This window comes from Solimonas variicoloris DSM 15731 (genome assembly GCF_000382285.1).
In the GTDB taxonomy this organism is placed as follows: domain Bacteria; phylum Pseudomonadota; class Gammaproteobacteria; order Nevskiales; family Nevskiaceae; genus Solimonas; species Solimonas variicoloris.
The window spans coordinates 186,565-204,982 of the sequence record NZ_KB907925.1 but is presented as its reverse complement, the minus strand read 5'-3'; the positions used below and the strand labels follow the sequence as shown (position 1 = coordinate 204,982).

General features: G+C 69.3%; 15 protein-coding genes. 3 read left to right on the top strand and 12 right to left on the bottom strand.

Annotation, left to right across the window (positions count from 1 at the left end; translation table 11 throughout):
- Positions 1–11 precede the first annotated feature (11 nt).
- On the bottom strand, positions 12–2,681 hold the full coding sequence (gene aceE / locus H149_RS0101020) for a pyruvate dehydrogenase (acetyl-transferring), homodimeric type (protein WP_020647860.1): 2,670 nt from the start codon (positions 2,679–2,681) through the stop codon (positions 12–14).
- 110 nt (positions 2,682–2,791) lie between these two features.
- On the opposite strand from aceE, the gene H149_RS0101015 reads away from it, so the two are divergent.
- Both H149_RS0101015 and H149_RS0101010 read left to right on the top strand, forming a co-directional pair.
- The gene (locus H149_RS0101015; protein WP_020647859.1) at positions 2,792–3,712 is read left to right on the top strand and encodes a LysR family transcriptional regulator; all 921 of its coding nucleotides are present in this window, start codon (positions 2,792–2,794) and stop codon (positions 3,710–3,712) included.
- A gap of 44 nt (positions 3,713–3,756) precedes the next feature.
- Positions 3,757–5,907, top strand: coding sequence for an acetyl-CoA hydrolase/transferase C-terminal domain-containing protein (locus H149_RS0101010; RefSeq protein ID WP_245540446.1), 2,151 nt, complete (start codon positions 3,757–3,759; stop codon positions 5,905–5,907).
- 37 nt (positions 5,908–5,944) lie between these two features.
- Here H149_RS0101010 and H149_RS0101005 read toward each other — a convergent pair whose 3' ends face one another.
- From H149_RS0101005 to kdpF, 9 genes are all read right to left on the bottom strand, one after another.
- Complete coding sequence (locus H149_RS0101005) at positions 5,945–6,337, bottom strand: YkvA family protein (protein ID WP_020647857.1); 393 nt, start codon at positions 6,335–6,337, stop codon at positions 5,945–5,947.
- An 84-nt stretch (positions 6,338–6,421) separates the two neighbouring features.
- Positions 6,422–6,958: an NUDIX domain-containing protein gene (locus H149_RS0101000; RefSeq protein ID WP_020647856.1), complete on the bottom strand. Its 537-nt coding sequence runs from the start codon at positions 6,956–6,958 to the stop codon at positions 6,422–6,424.
- Complete coding sequence (locus tag H149_RS0100995; RefSeq protein WP_020647855.1) at positions 6,955–7,413, bottom strand: YiiD C-terminal domain-containing protein; 459 nt, start codon at positions 7,411–7,413, stop codon at positions 6,955–6,957. Before H149_RS0100995 ends, H149_RS0101000 begins: the two co-directional genes overlap by 4 nt.
- 2 nt (positions 7,414–7,415) lie before the next feature.
- Positions 7,416–8,126, bottom strand: a complete 711-nt coding sequence (locus H149_RS0100990) for a response regulator transcription factor (RefSeq protein ID WP_020647854.1) — start codon at positions 8,124–8,126, stop codon at positions 7,416–7,418.
- The gene (locus tag H149_RS0100985; protein ID WP_020647853.1) at positions 8,123–10,837 is read right to left on the bottom strand and encodes an ATP-binding protein; all 2,715 of its coding nucleotides are present in this window, start codon (positions 10,835–10,837) and stop codon (positions 8,123–8,125) included. The genes H149_RS0100990 and H149_RS0100985 overlap by 4 nt, the downstream gene beginning before the upstream one ends.
- A 119-nt stretch (positions 10,838–10,956) precedes the next feature.
- Positions 10,957–11,541, bottom strand: a complete 585-nt coding sequence (gene kdpC / locus H149_RS0100980) for a potassium-transporting ATPase subunit KdpC (RefSeq protein WP_020647852.1) — start codon at positions 11,539–11,541, stop codon at positions 10,957–10,959.
- Positions 11,542–11,553: 12 nt separating this feature from the next.
- Positions 11,554–13,599: a potassium-transporting ATPase subunit KdpB gene (gene kdpB, locus H149_RS0100975; protein ID WP_026352736.1), complete on the bottom strand. Its 2,046-nt coding sequence runs from the start codon at positions 13,597–13,599 to the stop codon at positions 11,554–11,556.
- A gap of 32 nt (positions 13,600–13,631) precedes the next feature.
- A complete protein-coding gene (gene kdpA / locus H149_RS0100970; protein ID WP_020647850.1) occupies positions 13,632–15,341 on the bottom strand; it encodes a potassium-transporting ATPase subunit KdpA in 1,710 nt (569 codons plus the stop codon).
- 21 nt (positions 15,342–15,362) lie between these two features.
- Positions 15,363–15,449 carry a K(+)-transporting ATPase subunit F gene (gene kdpF, locus H149_RS24290; RefSeq protein WP_154654604.1) on the bottom strand — a complete coding sequence of 29 codons (87 nt, stop codon included), beginning with the start codon at positions 15,447–15,449 and terminating at the stop codon, positions 15,363–15,365.
- Between the two features lie 334 nt (positions 15,450–15,783).
- Between kdpF and H149_RS0100955 the strand changes: the two genes are divergently transcribed.
- Positions 15,784–16,278, top strand: coding sequence for a GNAT family N-acetyltransferase (locus H149_RS0100955; protein ID WP_020647849.1), 495 nt, complete (start codon positions 15,784–15,786; stop codon positions 16,276–16,278).
- Between the two features lie 67 nt (positions 16,279–16,345).
- On the opposite strand, the gene H149_RS0100950 is transcribed toward H149_RS0100955, so the two are convergent.
- Together H149_RS0100950 and H149_RS0100940 are read right to left on the bottom strand one after the other, a co-directional pair.
- Positions 16,346–17,053 carry a TorF family putative porin gene (locus tag H149_RS0100950; protein WP_020647848.1) on the bottom strand — a complete coding sequence of 236 codons (708 nt, stop codon included), beginning with the start codon at positions 17,051–17,053 and terminating at the stop codon, positions 16,346–16,348.
- A 381-nt stretch (positions 17,054–17,434) separates the two neighbouring features.
- Positions 17,435–18,367, bottom strand: a complete 933-nt coding sequence (locus tag H149_RS0100940; protein ID WP_020647846.1) for a LysR family transcriptional regulator — start codon at positions 18,365–18,367, stop codon at positions 17,435–17,437.
- Between the last annotated feature and the right edge of the window lie 51 nt (positions 18,368–18,418).

Below are 18,418 nucleotides of genomic sequence, written 5' to 3'. Positions count from 1 at the left end.
TCGGGTTCTCCTCAGCTCAGCCAGGGCGCGCGGCGATCCGGCTTGATGCCGTAGATCTTGATCGCCTGCTCGACGCGTTCCGGCGGCAAACGCTTCTGTTCGGCGAGCGCCATCAGGCTGCGGACCACGATCCAGCGGCGATCGATCTCGAAGAAGTCGCGCAGCGCCGGACGGTTGTCGGAACGACCGAAGCCGTCGGTGCCGAGCACATGGTAGCGGCCGGGCACGTACGGACGGATCTGCTCGGCGTAGGCGCGCACCCAGTCGCTCGACGCGATCACCGGACCGGTCGTGCCTTCGAGGCATTCCTGCACGTAGCTCTTGCGCGGCGGCTGCGTCGGATGCAGCAGGTTCCAGCGCTCGGCCTCGCGGCCCTCGCGCGCCAGCTCGGTGAAGCTCGGCACGCTCCAGATGTCGCTGCTGACGCCCCATTCTTCCTTCAGCAGGTCGGCGGCGGCGATCACCTCGCGCAGGATGCAGCCCGAGCCGAGCAGCTGCACGTGCGCCTCGCCCGGCGCTGCGTCGGCGCGCAGGCGGTACATGCCCTTGATGATGCCGGCCTCGGCGCCGGCCGGCAGCGCCGGATGCGCGTAGTTCTCGTTGTAGACCGACAGGTAGTAGTAGACGTCGTGGTTGTCGACGTACATCTCCTGCATGCCGTGCTGGATGATGACGGCCAGTTCGTAGGCGAAAGCCGGATCGTAGGAGCGGCAGTTCGGCACCGTCGCGCTGTAGACGTGCGAGTGGCCGTCCTCGTGCTGCAGGCCTTCGCCGTTGAGCGTCGTGCGGCCGGCGGTCGCACCGAGCAGGAAGCCGCGCGCACGCGCGTCGCCGGCCGCCCAGGCGAGGTCGCCGATGCGCTGGAAGCCGAACATCGAATAGAAGATGTAGAACGGCAGCAGCGGCGTGCCGTGATTGGCGTAGCTCGTCGCCGCGGCGATCCACGACGACATCGAGCCGGCCTCGGTGATGCCTTCTTCGAGGATCTGGCCCTTGATGTCTTCCTTGTAGAACGCGAGCTGGTCGGCGTCTTCCGGCTTGTACTTCTGGCCGACGATCGAATAGATGCCGAGCGAACGGAACATCGCCTCCATGCCGAAGGTGCGCGCCTCGTCCGGTACGATCGGCACGACCAGCTTGCCGATGTTCTTGTCGCGGCACAGCGTCTGCAGCATCTGCACGAAGGCCATCGTCGTGCTGATCTCGCGCTCGCCGGTGCCGGCAGTGATCTTGTCGAAAGCCGCGAGCGGCGGAATCTCGAGCCGCACCTGCGTCGGCCGGCGTGCCGGCAGCGAGCCGCCGAGCGCGGCACGGCGCTGCTTCAGGTACTGGATCTCCGGCGAATCGTCGGCCGGCCGGTAGAACGGCGTCTCGGCGATCTTCTCGTCGGAGATCGGAATGCGGAAGCGGTCGCGGAACGCGCGCAGCGCGTCCTCGCCCATCTTCTTCTGCTGGTGCGTGATGTTCTGGCCTTCGCCGGCCTCGCCCATGCCGTAACCCTTGACGGTATGCGCGAGGATCACCGTCGGCGACCCTTCGTGGCGGCTGGCCGCCGCGTAGGCGGCGTAGATCTTGTGCGGATCGTGGCCGCCGCGGTTGAGCCGCGCGATGTCCTCATCGGACATGGTCTCGACCAGCTTGCGCAGCTCCGGATACTTGCCGAAGAAGTTCTCGCGCGTGTACTTGCCGCCCTTGGCCTTGTAGCTCTGGTACTCGCCGTCGACCGTCTCGTTGAAGGCCTCGAGAAGCTTGCCGGAACGATCCTGCGCGATCAGCGGGTCCCACAGCGAGCCCCACAGCAGCTTGATGACGTTCCAGCCGGCGCCGCGGAATGTGCCTTCCAGCTCCTGCACGATCTTGCCGTTGCCGCGCACCGGACCGTCGAGGCGCTGCAGATTGCAGTTGACGACGAAGATCAGGTTGTCGAGCTTCTCGCGCGCGGCGATGTCGATCGCGCCCAGCGATTCCGGCTCGTCCATCTCGCCGTCGCCGCAGAAGCACCAGACCTTGCGCCCGGCGGCCCTGGCCAGGCCGCGGTTCTCCAGATACTTCATCAGCCGCGCCTGATAGATCGCGGTGATCGGGCCGAGGCCCATGCTCACCGTCGGGAACTGCCAGAAGTCCGGCATCAGCCACGGATGCGGATAGCTCGGCAGGCCCGGCTGCAGCGCCTCCATGCGGAAGCGCTTGAGCTGCGCCTCGCTGAGGCGGCCTTCGAGGAAGGCGCGCGCGTAGATGCCCGGCGTGACGTGGCCCTGGATATAGACGAGATCGGCGCCGTCCGGATGATCCGGCCCCTTCCAGAAATGGTTGAAGCCGACGTCGTAGAGCGTCGCGCTCGACGCGAAGCTGGCGATGTGGCCACCGATGCCCGAGTGCTCGCGGTTGGCGTTGACGACCATCGCCATCGCGTTCCAGCGCACGATCGAGCGGATGCGCCATTCGATCTCGTGATCGCCCGGCGAACGCTCTTCCAGATGCGGCGGGATCGTGTTGAGGTAAGCGGTGTTGGCCGAGAACGGAATGAGCGCGCCGTTGCGGCGGGCGCGCTCGATTAACCGCTCGAGCAGGAAGTGGGCGCGCTCCGGACCTTCGCGGTCGAGCACCGCGTCGAGCGCTTCGAGCCATTCACGGCTTTCCTGCGGATCGATGTCCACGGACTTGTTGTTGTCGGTCTGCATCTGCTTCCTCCACCGTCTCGATCAGGCAATGCCGGTCGACTCTAGACCGCTGCACGGCGATACGTCCAATATATGAGACGTCGTTAATCCATATTTAATACGTATTGCTGATGGAACTCCGGCACCTGCGCTACTTCGTCGCGATCGCCGACGAAGGACATTTCACCCGCGCCGCCAAGGCGATCGGCATCGGCCAGCCGCCGCTGTCGCAGCAGATCCAGCAGCTCGAACGCGAGCTCGGCACGCCGCTGTTCAAGCGCCTGCCGCGCGGCGTCGCGCTGACCGACGCCGGCCAGGCCTTTGCCGACGACGCGCGCCGCATCCTGCGCGAAGTCGACGGCGCCTGCGAACGGGCGCGTCGCGTCGCCAGCGGCGAACTCGGCCGCATCCGCGTCGGCATGATCAACTCGGCGCCGTTCCATCCGCTGATCCCGCAGGTGATCCGCGAGTTCCGGCGCCGCTACCCGAACGTCGCCTTCTCGCTCGAAGAGCGCACCACGCCCGGCCTGGTCGCCGCCGTGCGCAACGAGACGGTGGACGTCGCCTTCGTGCGCCCGATCCACGGCAGCAGCGAGGGGCTCGGCATGGAGACGGTGGTCGACGAGGACCTGATGGTGGCGCTGCCCTCCGGCCACCCGCTCGCGCGGCGCCGCCACATTCCGCTGCTGGCGCTGTCGATCGAACCCTTCGTGCTGTTTTCGCGCACGGTCGGCGCCGGCCTGCACGACGAGATCGTCTCCGCCTGCCGCAAGGCCGGCTTCTCGCCGCGCGTCGTGCAGGAAGCCTCGCAGGTGACGTCGATCGTCAATCTCGTCGCCTCCGGCCTCGGCGTGTCGATCGTGCCGGCGTCGATGCAGCACATGCACACCGAGGGCGTGGTGTTCCGGCCGATCCAGCGGCCGGTGCCGAAGGCAAGGCTGGCGCTGATCTATCGCCGCGCCGACGGCGGGGCGCCGCACATCGCGCGCCTGCGCGAGCTGGTGCGCGAACTGGCGACGCCGGCGTCGCGGCGCAGCACGCGCCGGGCATAATCGCCGGACTCCGCAGACAAGGATCGCCGATGCGCCGAGCCGCCGTGCCCCTGGACGATGTCGAGACCGCCGTCGACCGCATCATCGAGCGCGTCGGCAAGCGCATCGTGTTCGGCATCCCGCTCGGGCTCGGCAAGCCGGTCGAACTGACCAACGCGCTGTACCGGCGCGCGCAGCAGGACCCGTCGCTGCAGCTGAAGATCTTCACCGCGCTGTCGCTGGCCAAACCCTCAGCGGCGCCAGGCCTCGAGCGCGCCTTCATGCAGCCGTTCGTCGAGCGCGTGTTCGCCGGTGTGCCGGAGCTCGACTACGTGCGCGACCAGCACGCGCGGCGCCTGCCGGCGAACGTCGAGATCTGCGAGTTCTTCTTCCTGACCGGCGCGATGCTCGGCAACGCCGAGGCGCAGCGCGATTACATCAGCAGCAATTACACGCACGCGCCGCGCGACGTCTTCAACCAGGGCTGCAACGTCGTCGCGCAGATCGTCTGCCGGCGCGACACAGCGGACGGGCCGCGCTACTCGATGTCCTGCAATCCGGACACCGGACCCGAGGTGATCCGCCTGCTCGAGCAGAGCGGGCGCCCGCACCTGGTGATCGGCGTCGTCAACCAGTCGCTGCCGTACTTCGGCCACGACGCCGAGCTGCCGGCGGAGCGCTTCGACTATCTCGTCGAGCATCCGCGCTACACGACGCCGCTGTTCTCGACGCCGAAGATGCCGGTCGTCAGCGCCGACTACGCGATCGGCCTGCAGGTCAGCGCGCTGGTGCGCGACGGCGGCACGCTGCAGCTCGGCATCGGCAGCCTCGGCGACGCCATCGTCCACGCGTTGCAGCTGCGCCACGGCGACAACGCGCGCTACCGGCGCATCGTCGCGGACTTCGGCACGCTCGAACGCCATGGCGCGCTGGTGCACGAGATCGGCGGCCTCGAGCCTTTCGCGCAAGGCGTCTACGGCGCCACCGAAATGTTCGTCGACGGCTTCTGGCACCTGCTGCGCGACGGCATCCTCAGGCGCCGCGTCTACGATTTCTGGGCCCTGCAGCAGCTGGTCGACGAAGGTCGCTGCGATCCGCAGCGCCTCGATCCTGCGCTGCTCGACGCTTTCGACGCGCTCGGCGTGCGCGTGATCCGCACGCAGGATTTCGAGATCCTGCAGCACCACGGCTTCTTCAACGACGCGACGCGCTACGAGCGCGGCTACCTGATCGCGCCGGACGGCACGCGCGTGGTCGCCAACATCGGCGATCCGCAGGCGCGCGCCGTGATCGGTGCGCAGTGCCTCGGCGCGCAGCTGCGCCACGGCATCGTCCTGCACGGCGGCTTCTTCCTCGGGCCGCGCGATTTCTATCAGGCCCTGCGCGATTTCGACGAGGACACACGCGCGTCGATCTGCATGACCGGCGTCGACAAGATCAACCAGCTCGACCGCAACCCGCGCCTCTACCAGCTGCAGCGGCGGCACGCGCGCTTCGTCAACACCGGCATGATGGTGACGCTGTCCGGCAACTTCGTCGCCGACGGGCTCGACGACGGCCGCATCGTGTCCGGCGTCGGCGGCCAGTACAACTTCGTCGCGCAGGCGCACCAGCTCGACGACGGACGCTCGATCCTGATGCTGCGCGCGGTGCGCGAGAACGGCGGCACACCGAGCAGCAACGTGCTGTTCAACTACGGCCACACAACGATCCCGCGCCATCTGCGCGATCTCGTCGTCACCGAGTACGGCATCGCCGACCTGCGTTCGCAGACCGACAGCGCGGTGGCAAAGGCGCTGATCTGCATCGCCGACTCGCGCTTTCAGGACGGCCTGCTCGCGCAGGCGCAGAAGGCCGGCAAGATCGAAGCCGGCTGGCGGGTTCCCGAAGCGTTCCGCCGCAACACGCCCGAAGCGCTGGACGCCCGTCTCGCCGCGCATCGCAGCGCGACCGTGTTCCCGCCGTTCCCGTTCGGCAGCGATTTCGACGCCACCGAGCGCGCGCTGCTGCCGGCGCTCGGCCGCGTGCGCAGCCGCGCGGCGACAACGCCGAAGTGGAAGCTGCTGATGCAGCTGCTGCGCTTCGACGCCAGCGCGATCACGCCGGCGCTGCAGCCCTACCTCGAACGCCTGCAGCTGACGGCGCCGAAAACCCTCCAGGACCGCGTCGCGCGCATGCTGATCGTCGACGCATTGCGCGAGCGCGGCCTCGGCTGAGCTGCGCCGCGTAGCGGCCGGCGCCGCGCGCGGCCCGCTAGCCGCCGCTGCAGCGCCGCCAGGTCCAGCGGGCGGCGAGGGCGACCAGCAGCAGCCACAGCGCGGCGATCGCCAGCGCCGCGGTCCGGCTGGCGGGCAGGCGGCCGGCGGCGGCGGCACGACGACGCGCCGCGTCGAGCACCGCCGGCGGCGTCAGGCGCAGCACCAGCGCCAGGCCCAGCGGCACAATCAGCAGATCGTCGAGCAGGCCGAGCACCGGGATGAAGTCCGGAATCAGGTCGATCGGGCTCAGCGCATAGGCGACCACGGCGAGCGCGAGCAGGCGCGCCGCCCATGGCAGGCGCGGATCGCGCGCCGCGAAATAGGCGACGCGTAGCTGCGCGCGCAGATCGAGCGCCCAGCCGCGCAGCACCTTCAGGAAAGCTTGCATCGCGCCAGCATACGGCGCGCAGGAGCGATCACCACCTGACACGGCGCCGCTCGGGCGCCTGCTCCGACGGCAGCCGGCGCGGCCTCAGCCGCGCTTCGGCAGCGGCATTTCCTGCGGGTCGTAGCCGCGCCCGCGCAGCCAGTCGCGCAGCGCCAGACCGGTCGCCGCCGGCCAGTACGCGGCACGTTCGAACGCGACGTGCTTCCACTCGGCCAGCTCCTCGTTGAGCCGCACCGTGCCGCGCGCCGGCACGTGGAAGGCGATGATGAGCTGGTTCATGCGCTCGAAGCCGTAGTGACCGATGAAGCTGGCGCCGAGCGGGGTGAGACCCAGCTCTTCCTCGACCTCGCGCTGCACGGCCTCGGCGGGAATCTCATTCTTTTCGAGAAAGCCGGTGACGAGCGCGAACATGCCGGACGGCCAGGCGACGTTGCGCGCCAGCACGAGCTGTCCTTCGTGTTCGACGACGGCGGCGACGACCGGCGTCGGGTTGTCCCAGAAAATGAAACCGCAGCCTTCGCTCCGGCAGACGCGACGATCGAAGCCGCCGTGCGCCTCGGATTCGAGCGGCGCCGCGCAGCGCGGGCAGTAGCGGTAGGAGGGCGCGTTCGGCGAAGTCATAGGCGGGCGGCGTAGCGGGCCTTGGCGGTGAGGACGACGCGATCATCGCACGACAGCTGCACGGCGACGTCGCAGCGCGCGCGTCGGCGCGTGCGCAGTGTCTCGACGAACTGCGGCCAGTCGTCGGGCAACCGCGCCTCGGCGACGAACTCGCGATCGGCCGGCAGCCGGTAGTCGCAGTCGTAGTGCTGGATCACCAGCGAGGCGGCGAGCTGTTCGGCGGCGAGCGCGCGGTACAGCAGCGTCCAGCCGGCGACGATGGCGAGCGTCGCCAGGCTGCCGCCGAACACGGTGCCGTGCGGGTTGCGGTTCGGCGCCAGTGGCGCGGCGACGCGCAGCACCTGCGCGTCGGCCTGCAGCACGCGCAGCGCCATCGCCGCAGTCAGCGGAATCTGTTCGTGCAGGAAGCGGGTCAGGGCATCGGCGTCGGGCGGCGGCGCGAGAGGTTCGGACATCGTCAGGACGGGGTCGGTGGCTCGGATTCGCGCAAACGATACCCGACGCCGGCCTCGGTCTGGATCAGCGCGCCCTGCGTGGCGTCGCGTTCGAGCTTCTGGCGCAGCTGGCGCACGTAGATGCGCAGGTACTGGACGTCGGTATCGGCCGCCTCGCCCCAGACCGCTTTCATCAGGTGCCGGTGCGTGAGCACCTTGCCGGCGTGCAGCACCAGCTGTTCGAGCAGCGCGTATTCCTTCGGCGACAGCTTGACCTCGACGTCGCCGACCCACACCAGGCGCCGCACCAGATCGACCCGGAGCGGACCGCTGCGGTACAGCGGCCGCGCGCCCTGGCGCTGCACGCGATGGCGCAGCGCGGCGCGCAGACGCGCCATCAGCTCCTCGGTGCCGAACGGCTTGGCCACGTAGTCGTCGGCGCCCTCGTCGAGCGCCTGCACCTTGGCGGCCTCGAAGTCGCGGCTCGACAGGATCAGCACCGGCAGATCGGAGGCCGCGCGAATCTCGCGCAGCAGCTCGAGGCCGTCGCGGTCGGGCAGGCCGAGGTCGAGGATCAGCAGATCCGGCGCCTGTTCGCGCAGCAGCTGCAGCGCGCTGCGCGCGTCGCCGGCTTCGAGCACTTCGTAGTCCTGGGCGGCGAGCGTGGTGCGCAGCAGCTTGCGGATCGGCTTCTCGTCGTCGACGACGAGGATGCGCGCGGCGTGCAGGCTCATGCCGGCAGCGCCTTCACGGCGACGATCAGGCTGGCCGGGAACTCCACTTCGAATTCGGCGCCGCCGCCGTCGCGGTTGCGCACGCGGATGCTGCCGCCCATCGCCTGCACGAAGCCGCGGCAGATCGTCAGGCCGAGGCCGGTGCCGGCGCGCTGGCGGTCGGCCTGCCGCACGCGATAGAACACGTCGAAGATGCGGTCCTGCTCAGCCGCCGGCACGCCGGCGCCGCGGTCGGCGACCGCCAGCGTCAGCGCATAGCGGTGCTGGCGGGCGGCGATCGTGATCTCGCTGCCTTCCGGCGCGTACTTGGCGGCGTTGTCGAGCAGATTGACCAGCACCTGTTCGAGCAGCGCCGCATCGGCGAGCACGAACGGCAGATCGCGCGGCAGCTCGACCAGCAGCCGGTGCTGCGCGAGCAGCTTCTGCGCGCGCCGCACCGCGCCGGCGACGATATCGTGCAGATCGCAGGGCTCGCGCCTGGCCTGCAGCGCGCCGGCGTCGAGCCGGGTCATGTCGAGCAGGTTGGCGACGAAGCGGCTCATGCGCTCGGTCTCGTCCTGCGCCGTCGCCAGCAGCTCATCGCGCGCCGCCTCGTCGTAGAGCGCGCCGTAGGAGCGCACGCTGGTGATCGCGCCGAGGATGCTGGCCAGCGGCGTGCGCAGATCGTGCGACACCGAGGTCAGCAGCGCGGCGCGCATCTTCTCGGTCTCGGCCAGCATCTTGGCCTGGTCGACGTCCTTGGCCAGGCGGATGCGCTCGGTGCCGATCGCGACGAGATCGGCGAGCGCGTCGAGCAGGCGGCGCTGGCCGGCACCGAGGCGCAGGCGCTCGTCGCCGCGCACGCCGATCACACCGACCGCCGCCTGCTCGGACAGCATCGGCACGAACAGCCATCTGCCGCCGGGCAGCGTGTCGGCGCCGCGCCCGGCCGGCTGCGCCTTGTCGCGGCACCAGTTGGCGGCGGCCAGATCGGCCTCGTCGAGCACCGCCTGCGGCGACGAGGCGCCGCGCAGACGCAGGCCGTCCGGATCGGACGACAGCAGCACGGCCTCGACGCCGAGCATTTGCGCGATGCGCTTGGCAGCGATGCCCATCAGCTCGTCGAGCCGGCGCAGGCCGGCGATCTGGCGGCTGAACTGCAGCAGCTCGCCGTTGAGCATCGCCTGATCGCTGGCCAGCCGCGCCTGATCGCGGGCCTGCGCCGACAGACGGCTGGTGAACGCCGCGGTCAGCAGGAAGGCGATCAGCGCCACGACGTTGGCCGGATCGCCGATCGTGAAGGTGTAGAGCGGCGGCAGGAACAGGAAGTTGTAGAGCGTGGCGCTGGCCAGCGCACAGACCAGGCCCGGCACCAGGCCGGAGCGCGTGGCGGCGAGGATCACCGCCGGCAGGAAGACCATCGACACGTTCGGCACGCTGAGCCAGCGGTCGACGCCGACGGCCAGCACCGCGGCCAGGCCTGCATACAGCAGCGCATGGACGTGATCGGCGCCGGAGCCCCAGGACCAGCGCCGCTCGATCCGGCCGGCATCGCGCTGGCGCCGCTGCCGGTGCGCGTCGGGCGCGGCGGCGAGCACCTGCACCGTGATGCCGTCGGCTTTGCGCACCAGCTCGCGCACCACCGAACCGTGCCGCCACTCGAAGAAGACCGAGCGCCGCGACTTGCCGACGATCAGCTGCGTGACGTTGTGCTCGCGCACCAGACGCAGCACGGTGTCGGCGATGCTCATGCCGCCCGGCAGCGTCTGGGTATCGGCGCCGAGCTGCTCGGCGAGACGCAACGTGGCAGCGATCTGCGCGCGCCCGGCGTCGCCGAGCTGCAGGCTGCGCGCGGTTTCGAGGTGCAGCGCGGTCCACGGCGCATCGAGACGGTCGGCGACGCGTTTGGCGTGTCGCACCAGCGCCTCGCCGGCCGGCGATTCGTCGATGCAGACCAGCACGCGGTCGCCGGCCGCCCAGACCTGTTCGACGCCGCGCGCGCGGCGCTGCTGCTGCAGCTGCTCGTCGACGCTGTCGGCGGTGCGGCGCAGCGCCAGTTCGCGCAGCGCGGTCAGATTGGACGGCGTGAAGTAGTGCTGCAGCGCGCGTTCGCCGGCCTCGCCGCGATAGACCTTGCCTTCGCGCAGGCGCTGCATCAGATCGGCCGGCGTGATGTCGACGACCTCGATGTCGTGCGCCGCTTCGAGCACCGAATCCGGTACCGTTTCGCGCACGCGCACGTGCGTGATGCTGGCGACGATATCGTTGAGGCTTTCGAGATGCTGGATGTTCAGCGTCGAGTAGACATCGATGCCGGCGTCGAGCAGCTCGACCACGTCCTGCCAGCGCTTCGGGTGCCGCGAGCCCGGCGCGTTGGTGTGCGCCAGTTCGTCGACCAGCGCCAGCTGCGGGCGACGCGCGAGCAGCGCGTCGAGATCCATTTCGTCGAGCTCGCGCTGCTGGTACGGCACGCGCCGCCGCGCCAGCACCTCCAGCCCTTCGAGCAGCGCCACCGTCTCGCTGCGCCCGTGCGTCTCGACGATGCCGGCGACCACGTCGACGCCCTCGGCGCGCTTGCGCCGGGCCGCCTGCAGCATCTCGTAGGTCTTGCCGACGCCGGGCGCAGCGCCGAGGAAAATCTTCAGCTTGCCGCGACCTTCCTGTTGCGCCTGCTGCAACAACGCGTCGGGCGACGGCCGCGCGCCCTCAGACGCGGCCGGATCGGCGTTCACGACAGGTTCCGTCGGCTAGAGGGCAGGTGCGGATCACGCGCGCAGTATGGCGCCGGCGGCGATGCGCCAAAAGGGCGGCCCGGCGCCGCCGGCCGCGGGGCCGGTCGCGGGCCGCAGGATCACTCCCCCGACTTCGGCGCGGCAGCGGCATCCAGCGCCAGGTTCAGTTCGAGCACGTTGACGCGCGGCTCGCCGAGCAACCCCAGGGTGCGCCCCTCGACGTGCGCCGCGACCAGCGCGCGCAGCTTCGCCTCGTCGAGACCGCGCGCGCGGGCGACGCGCGGCACCTGGAACAGCGCCCCGTCCGGCGAGATGTGCGGGTCCAGACCGCTGCCCGAGGCGGTGACGAGATCGGCCGGCACCGGCACACCCGGGTTTTCGGCCTGCAGCCTGGCCACATCGCCGGCGATGCGATCCTGCAACGCTTGGCTCGACGCTCCGAGATTGCTGCCGCTGGATGAGCTGGCGTCGTAACCGGCGCTGCCCGCCGCCGACGGGCGGCCGTGGAAATAGCGCTCGGCGCTGAAGTTCTGGCCAAGCAGGGCCGAGCCGACGAGCTGGCCGTCGCGTTCGAGCAGCGAGCCGTTCGCCTGTGCGCGGAACAGCAGCTGACCGAGGCCGGTGACGGCAAGCGGATAAGCGACGCCGGTCAGCAGCGTGAACAGCAGCAGCATGACCAGCGCAGGACGCAGGACGGTTTTCATGACCGGATTTCCTCAGACGAGACCGATGGCATTGAGCGCGAGGTCGATCAGCTTGATGCCGATGAACGGCGCGACGAGGCCGCCGAGGCCGTAGATCGCCAGATTGCGCGCCAGCAGGCTGGCGGCCGGCGCCGGCCGGTACTTCACGCCGCGCAGCGCCAGCGGCACCAGCAGCAGGATGATGAGGGCGTTGAAGATCGTCGCCGACAGGATCGCCGACTGCGGCGAACCGAGCTTCATGATGTTGAGCACCGCCAGCGGCGGATAGATCGTCGCGAACATCGCCGGCAGGATCGCGAAGTACTTGGCGACGTCGTTCGATACCGAGAACGTGGTCAGCGCGCCGCGCGTGATCAGCAGCTGCTTGCCGATCGCGACGATCTCGATGAGCTTGGTCGGATCGGAATCGAGATCGACCATGTTGCCGGCCTCGCGCGCCGCCTGCGTGCCGGTCTGCATCGCCACGCCGACGTCGGCCTGCGCCAGCGCCGGCGCGTCGTTGGTGCCGTCGCCGCACATCGCCACCAGCTTGCCCTGCGCCTGTTCGCTGCGGATCAGCGCCAGCTTGTCTTCCGGCTTGGCCTGCGCGAGGAAGTCGTCGACGCCGGCTTCGGCGGCGATCGCGGCGGCGGTCAGCGGATTGTCGCCGGTGATCATCACCGTCTTGATGCCCATGCGGCGCAATTCGGCGAAGCGGCTCCTGATGCCGTTCTTGACGATGTCCTTCAGATGCACGATGCCGAGCACGCGGCCGTCGCGCGCCACGGCCAGCGGCGTGCCGCCGGCCTTGGCGACGCGCTCGACGTCTTCGAGCACCGCCCCCGGCACCGGCTCGCCGTGGCCGTGCGCCTTGATGTACTCGACGATCGCGTCGACCGCGCCCTTGCGGATCTCGCCGCCGCCGAGATCGACGCCGGACATGCGCGTCTGCGCGCTGAACGGCACGAAGCGCGCGTGCAGATCGGCGACATCGCGCGCGCGGATGCCGAAGCGCTCCTTGGCCAATACGACGATCGAGCGCCCTTCCGGCGTCTCGTCGGCGAGGCTGGCGAGCTGTGCCGCCTCGGCGAGTTCGCGCGCCTCGATGCCCGGCGCCGGAAGGAAGTCGGCGGCCTGGCGATTGCCGAGCGTGATGGTGCCGGTCTTGTCGAGCAGCAGCGTGTCGACATCGCCGGCAGCTTCGACGGCACGGCCGGACATCGCCAGCACGTTGAAGCGCACCAGACGGTTCATGCCGGCGATGCCGATCGCCGACAGCAGCGCGCCGATCGTCGTCGGGATCAGTGTCACGAACAGCGCGATCAGCACGATCACCGACACCTGGCCGCCGGCGTATGCGGCGAAGCTCGGGATGCTCGCGCAGGCGAGGATGAAGATCAGCGTCATGCCGGCGAGCAGCACGTTCAGCGCCAGCTCGTTCGGCGTCTTCTGCCGCGCCGCGCCCTCGACCAGCGCGATCATGCGGTCGAGGAAGCTGGAACCGGCGGCGGTGATGCGGATCTTGATCCAGTCGGACAGCACGCGCGTGCCGCCGGTGACGGCCGAGCGGTCGCCGCCGGATTCGCGCACCACCGGTGCCGATTCGCCGGTGATCGCCGACTCGTCGACGGTCGCCACGCCCTCGACGACTTCGCCGTCGCCGGGAATGAATTCGCCGGCCTCCACCCGCACCAGATCGTTGGCGCGCAGCTCGGTGGCCGAGACCCAGGTGAACGCGGCATCGCCGCCGTTGCGATTCAGGCGCCGCGCGCGGGTTTGCGTGCGCGTGTGCCGCAGCGCCGCCGCCTGCGCCTTGCCACGGCCTTCGGCGAGCGCCTCGGCGAAGTTGGCGAACAGCACCGTGAACCACAGCCAGACGATGATCTGTCCGGAGAACAGCAGCTGCGGCGCGCCGCCGATGGCATCGCGCACGAACAGCACGGTGGCGACGCAGGCGACGAGACCGGTCGTGAACATCACCGGGTTGCGAATCAGGCGGCGCGGATCGAGCTTGCGCGCGGCATCCACGAGCGCGCCGATCCACAAGCCGGAAGACGCGGAGGCTTGAACGGGTTTCATGAAGGAATTCCTGGGAGGCCGGGACACGGGCCTCAGTAGCGGCTGCCGGCGAGCATCGTCACGTGCTCGGCGATCGGGCCAAGGACCAGCGACGGCAGGAAGGTAAGGCCGCCGAAGACGAGGACGACGGCGACGACGAGCGCGACGAACAGACCGCCGTCGGTCGGCAGCGTGCCGGCCGAGGCGGGCACCTGCTTCTTGGCGGCAAGGCTGCCGGCGATCGCCAGCATCGGCACGATGATCGCGAAGCGGCCGATCAGCATCGCCAGGCCGAGCGTCACGTTGTAGAAGACCGAATTTGCGGAGAGGCCGGCGAACGCGCTGCCGTTGTTAGCGGCGGCCGAGCTGTAGGCGTAGAGCATTTCGGAGAAGCCGTGCGGGCCGGCATTGGCGAGCCCCTTGAGGCCGGCCGGCAGCACGCAGGCGATCGCCGTGAAGCCGAGGATCGCCAGCGGCGCGGCGAGCACCGCGAGCGAGGCGAGCTTGATCTCGCGCGCCTCGATCTTCTTGCCGACGTACTCCGGCGTGCGGCCGACCATCAGGCCCGCCATGAAGATCGCGATCAGCGCGTACAGCATCATGCCGTAGAAGCCGGCGCCGACGCCGCCGATGATGACCTCGCCGAGCATCATGTTGAGCAGCGGCACGGCGCCGCCGAGCGCGGTGAAGCTGTCGTGCATGGCATTGACGGCGCCGCAGGACGCGGCCGTGGTGATCACCGCGAACAACGCCGAGCTGGCGATGCCGAAGCGCGTCTCCTTGCCTTCGAGATTGCCGGTAGCCTGCACGGCGTCGAAATGCGCCAGCGCATTCGGCGCCGCGCTCTCCGCCCAGTACGCCGCGGCGACGCCGGCGATGAACAGCACCATCATCGCGCCGAGGATCGCGTGGCCCTGCCAGCGGTTGCCGACGGCGCGGCCGAACACGTCGGTCAGCGCGGCGCCGATCAGGAAGATCGCCAGCATCTCGACCAGATTGCTCAGCGGCGTCGGGTTCTCGAACGGATGCGAGGAATTGGCATTGAGGAAGCCGCCGCCGTTGGTGCCGAGCACCTTGATCACTTCCTGTGAGGCGATCGGGCCCTGCGCGATCAGCTGTTTGGCGCCCTCCAGCGTCGTCGCCTCGATGTAGGCGGAAAAGTTCTGCGGCACGCCCTGCCAGATCAGCACCACGGCGAACACCAGGCAGACCGGCAGCAGCAGGTACAGCGTGGCGCGCGTCAGATCGACCCAGGCGTTGCCGATCGCCTGCGCCGACTTGCGCGCGAAACCGCGAATCAGCGCCAGCGCCAGCGCGATGCCGGTCGCCGCCGACAGGAAGTTCTGCACGGCGAGTCCGACCATTTGCGAGAAATAGCTCATCGTCGCTTCGCCGCCGTACGCCTGCCAGTTGGTGTTGGTCGTGAAGCTCATCGCCGTATTGAAGGCGAGATCGGCAGGCAGATTCGGCAGCTGCTGCGGATTCAGCGGCAGCCACTGCTGCGTGCGCAGCATCGCGTACAGCAGCACGAAGCCGAGCAGGTTGAAGACCAGCATGGCGATCGCGTAGGCGAGCCAGCCCTGCTCCTGCTTCGCATCGACGCCGGCCAGGCGATAGAAACCGCGCTCGATCAGGCCGAGCACCGGCGTGAGCAGCACCCGCTCGCCGGCGAACAGGCGATGCAGATAGCCGCCGAGCGGCCGCACGCTCAGCAACAGCAGCGCGCAATAGAAAAGAATTTGCAGCCAACCGTTGACGGTCATCACAGGCTCCCGGGTCGGCGATCAGAACTTCTCGGGACGTGCGAGCACGTAGACGAGGTAGACGAAGAGGAATGCGGCGACGCAGCCGCCGAGGATGTCATCGAGCATGGCCGTGCGACTCAGAGGTTCTGGCAGATGCGCACGTAGACGAGCATCAGCGCGAAGCCGATCACGCCCAGTCCGAGGAAGATGAAGTCGACCATGGGTCCGACTCCTTGAGTGGTCACCGCCCTTTGCGGCAGGCGCCATTGGAGCGCTTGAGCGCGTAGGAATTCGAGACGCCGGCGCGTCGCCGGGCATATAGAACGCATATAAATCCGCCGCGCGGCACCGGATTCCTATGCCGCGCCTATGCCGGCGCGCATCGTCCGATCTCGTTTTCCTACGTCCCGCAATCCTGTAATGCAGCGGCCGCGCTCGGCGGCGAGACCGGAGGTTTCGGGTGGACGCCCTGCAATACCGCTACGCCAGCTTCGACGACTGCAAGGCCCTGGCCTGGCTGAATCTGCAACTGATACGGGACGGTGCCGATACCGGGCCGACCGACCCGGTCGAATTGCGCCGGCGCTTCCAGCGCTGGCTCGGCTCGGGACGCTATCGGGCGGTGCTGTTCAGCGCCGCCGGCCATCTGCGCGCGTATGCGCTGTTCCGCGAGCACGCCGCGGAGATCTACCTGCGTCAATTCATGGTCCTGCCGAACGCGCGGCGCCACGGTGTCGGCCGCTCCGCGGTCGAACTGCTGCGGCGGCGGATCTGGCCGGCCGGCAAGCGCCTGACCGTCGAAGCGCTGACGGCCAACCCCGCCGGAATCGCCTTCTGGCGTTCCGTCGGCTATCGCGACTACGCGATCACGCTCGAGATCGACGTCGCGCAGCACCCGCCGGCGCACGACATTGCCCGTCACGGCGCCAGGGTCGTCCCGCTGCGCCCAACGTGAACGCGGGAATCCGCAGCAAAAAGGGCCGCATCGCTGCGGCCCTTTTGCTTTACGCGGAACGAAGTCGTCAGAGCTCGAACGTTTTCTTCAGGCCCACGACCACCTTTTCGTCGTCGTCGTGCAGATCGGTGCCGATCAATGCCAGCGAGAAGCTCAGGCCATCGTCCAGCGTCTTGGTCAGGGTCAGGCTGTAGTCGAGGTAATGGTCGGATGGCTCCGGATCGAAGGCCGCGATCACGAAAGCGCGCGGGCCATCGCCAACGCTGTAGCCGACCTGCGGCGTCAGCGCCAGCGTATCGCCGAGCGGCAGCGCATAGCTGGCCGTGACGTAGAAGCCGTCCTCGTCGGTGCCAAAGTAGTCGCCGGTGTAGTAGGCCTTGGCCCCGAAACGGCCGGCGCTCAGGCCGAGGTAGTACTCGATGGTGTCGAGCGAGGTATCGTCGCGGTAGTAGTAGAAGTAGGCGCCGACGTCGATCGTCACCGCGCCAAACGAATGCGTGTAGCCACCGTAGACGTCGATCTCGTCCGACACCGTGCCCTGGCTGCCGGCGAAATCGGTGTTCGACGCCCAGGTGCCGATGTACAGGCCGCTGTCGTGCGCGTAGTCGATCCCGCCCTGGATCGCGGCGCCGTTCGATTGCTCGACACCGCGATACAGGTATTCGCTGAAGGCGCCGACATTGCCTGTGGCGGTGGATGCCGTGGCGGCGGCCGGCGCCGCCAGCGAGGCAGCCGCGATGAACGCCGCTGCCGGGAAGCTGGTAAGTAGATGCATGGAAAAACCTCGCGCGGATGGATGGCGCGATCGGAGACGGCGGTCTGGCCCGCCTTCAGGAGCGGGAGCGCCGGTACAACTGACGCTGGCGGCGGCTTTTGCTGCGGGCATAGAGCAACAGCAGCACCACACCGCTCACACCCAGGCCGAGAAAGAACAAGCTGCTCATGGCGAATCCGATACGCGGCCGCGGATGCGGCGTCGGTATTGGAATCGGGACGCCCGTAGGAATTCGAGGCTGGACGGCACGACGGCGCATAGGAAACCCGTATACGGCGCCGACCGGCCCAAAGACGGCGGAAGTCGCGCAGCACCGGGAGCGTTGTCCGCTCCGCGAAATGGAACGCCGGTGCCGCTCCGAACCGCGTCGGTTCGTGCGGGTCAGGGCCGCATGCCGTCGATCATCGGCATGCGCTCGCGCATCAGCGCGAGGAAGCGGCGCAGGCGCGCCGGGTAGAAGCGGGCCTGCGGATAGACGAGGTAGACCGGCAGCGGCTGCGCCTCCCACTGCGGCGCGAGGCGGCGCAACTCGCCGCGCGCGAGGTCGTCGGCGACCAGCCAGGCCGAGACGATCGCCGCGCCGAGGCCGGCGAGCGCCGCAGTGCGCAGCGCGTACAGGCTGTCGGTGGCCAGGCGCGGGCAGATTGCGAAGCGCTCGCGGGCGCCGTCCTGCGGACGGATCAGCGATACCTCGTCGCGATAGAAGGTGCGCAGCGCGAGCCAGGGCAGTGCGGCGAGCGCTTGTGGCGCCTCGGGCAGCGGGTTTTCGCCGAGCAGCGACGGCGCTGCGACGACGATGCGCGGCACTTCGGCGAGCCGCTGCGCGACGACCGCCGGATCGTCGACGGCGCCGACGTGAATCGCACAGTCGACGCCATCGGCGATGAAATCCGGCTGGCGGTCATGCAGCAGCCACTCGACCGAGACGCGCGGATAGCGGCGCAGGTAGTCGGTCAGCGGCTCGATCAGCTGGCCCTGACCGAACGCGTGCGGCACGACCACGCGCAGCCGCCCGCCCGGCTCGTCCTGCGCGCCGCGCAGCTCGGTTTCGAGCGCCTCCCAGTCGTCGAGCAGGGCCTTGGCGCCGGCGTAGCAGCGCTCGCCGTCGGGCGTCATGCGCAGGCCGTGCGTCGAACGCTGCAGCAGACGCAGGCCGAGCGCGCGCTCCAGCGTCTGCAGGCGACGGCTAACCGTCGGCTGCGTGGTGCCGAGCTGCTCGGCGGCCGCCGACAGACTGCCGGCCTCGACGATGCGCACGAAGGTCTGCATCAGTTCGAGGCGGTCGGTTCCCGGCGTGTACGAAGCAACGGCCATGCGCGGAGCGTATAGCAGATCTGCAGAGGACGCGCCTACCAGGCCGCCAGC

Bases quoted from the DNA above. Each gene is read 5' to 3' on its own strand.
- aceE (WP_020647860.1), bottom strand. From the start codon at position 2,681: ATGCAGACCGACAACAACAAGTCCGTGGACATCGATCCGCAGGAAAGC.
- H149_RS0101015 (WP_020647859.1), top strand. From the start codon at position 2,792: ATGGAACTCCGGCACCTGCGCTACTTCGTCGCGATCGCCGACGAAGGA.
- H149_RS0101005 (WP_020647857.1), bottom strand. From the start codon at position 6,337: ATGCAAGCTTTCCTGAAGGTGCTGCGCGGCTGGGCGCTCGATCTGCGC.
- H149_RS0101000 (WP_020647856.1), bottom strand. From the start codon at position 6,958: ATGACTTCGCCGAACGCGCCCTCCTACCGCTACTGCCCGCGCTGCGCG.
- H149_RS0100995 (WP_020647855.1), bottom strand. From the start codon at position 7,413: ATGTCCGAACCTCTCGCGCCGCCGCCCGACGCCGATGCCCTGACCCGC.
- H149_RS0100990 (WP_020647854.1), bottom strand. From the start codon at position 8,126: ATGAGCCTGCACGCCGCGCGCATCCTCGTCGTCGACGACGAGAAGCCG.
- kdpC (WP_020647852.1), bottom strand. From the start codon at position 11,541: ATGAAAACCGTCCTGCGTCCTGCGCTGGTCATGCTGCTGCTGTTCACG.
- kdpB (WP_026352736.1), bottom strand. From the start codon at position 13,599: ATGAAACCCGTTCAAGCCTCCGCGTCTTCCGGCTTGTGGATCGGCGCG.
- kdpA (WP_020647850.1), bottom strand. From the start codon at position 15,341: ATGACCGTCAACGGTTGGCTGCAAATTCTTTTCTATTGCGCGCTGCTG.
- kdpF (WP_154654604.1), bottom strand. From the start codon at position 15,449: ATGCTCGATGACATCCTCGGCGGCTGCGTCGCCGCATTCCTCTTCGTC.
- H149_RS0100950 (WP_020647848.1), bottom strand. From the start codon at position 17,053: ATGCATCTACTTACCAGCTTCCCGGCAGCGGCGTTCATCGCGGCTGCC.
- H149_RS0100940 (WP_020647846.1), bottom strand. From the start codon at position 18,367: ATGGCCGTTGCTTCGTACACGCCGGGAACCGACCGCCTCGAACTGATG.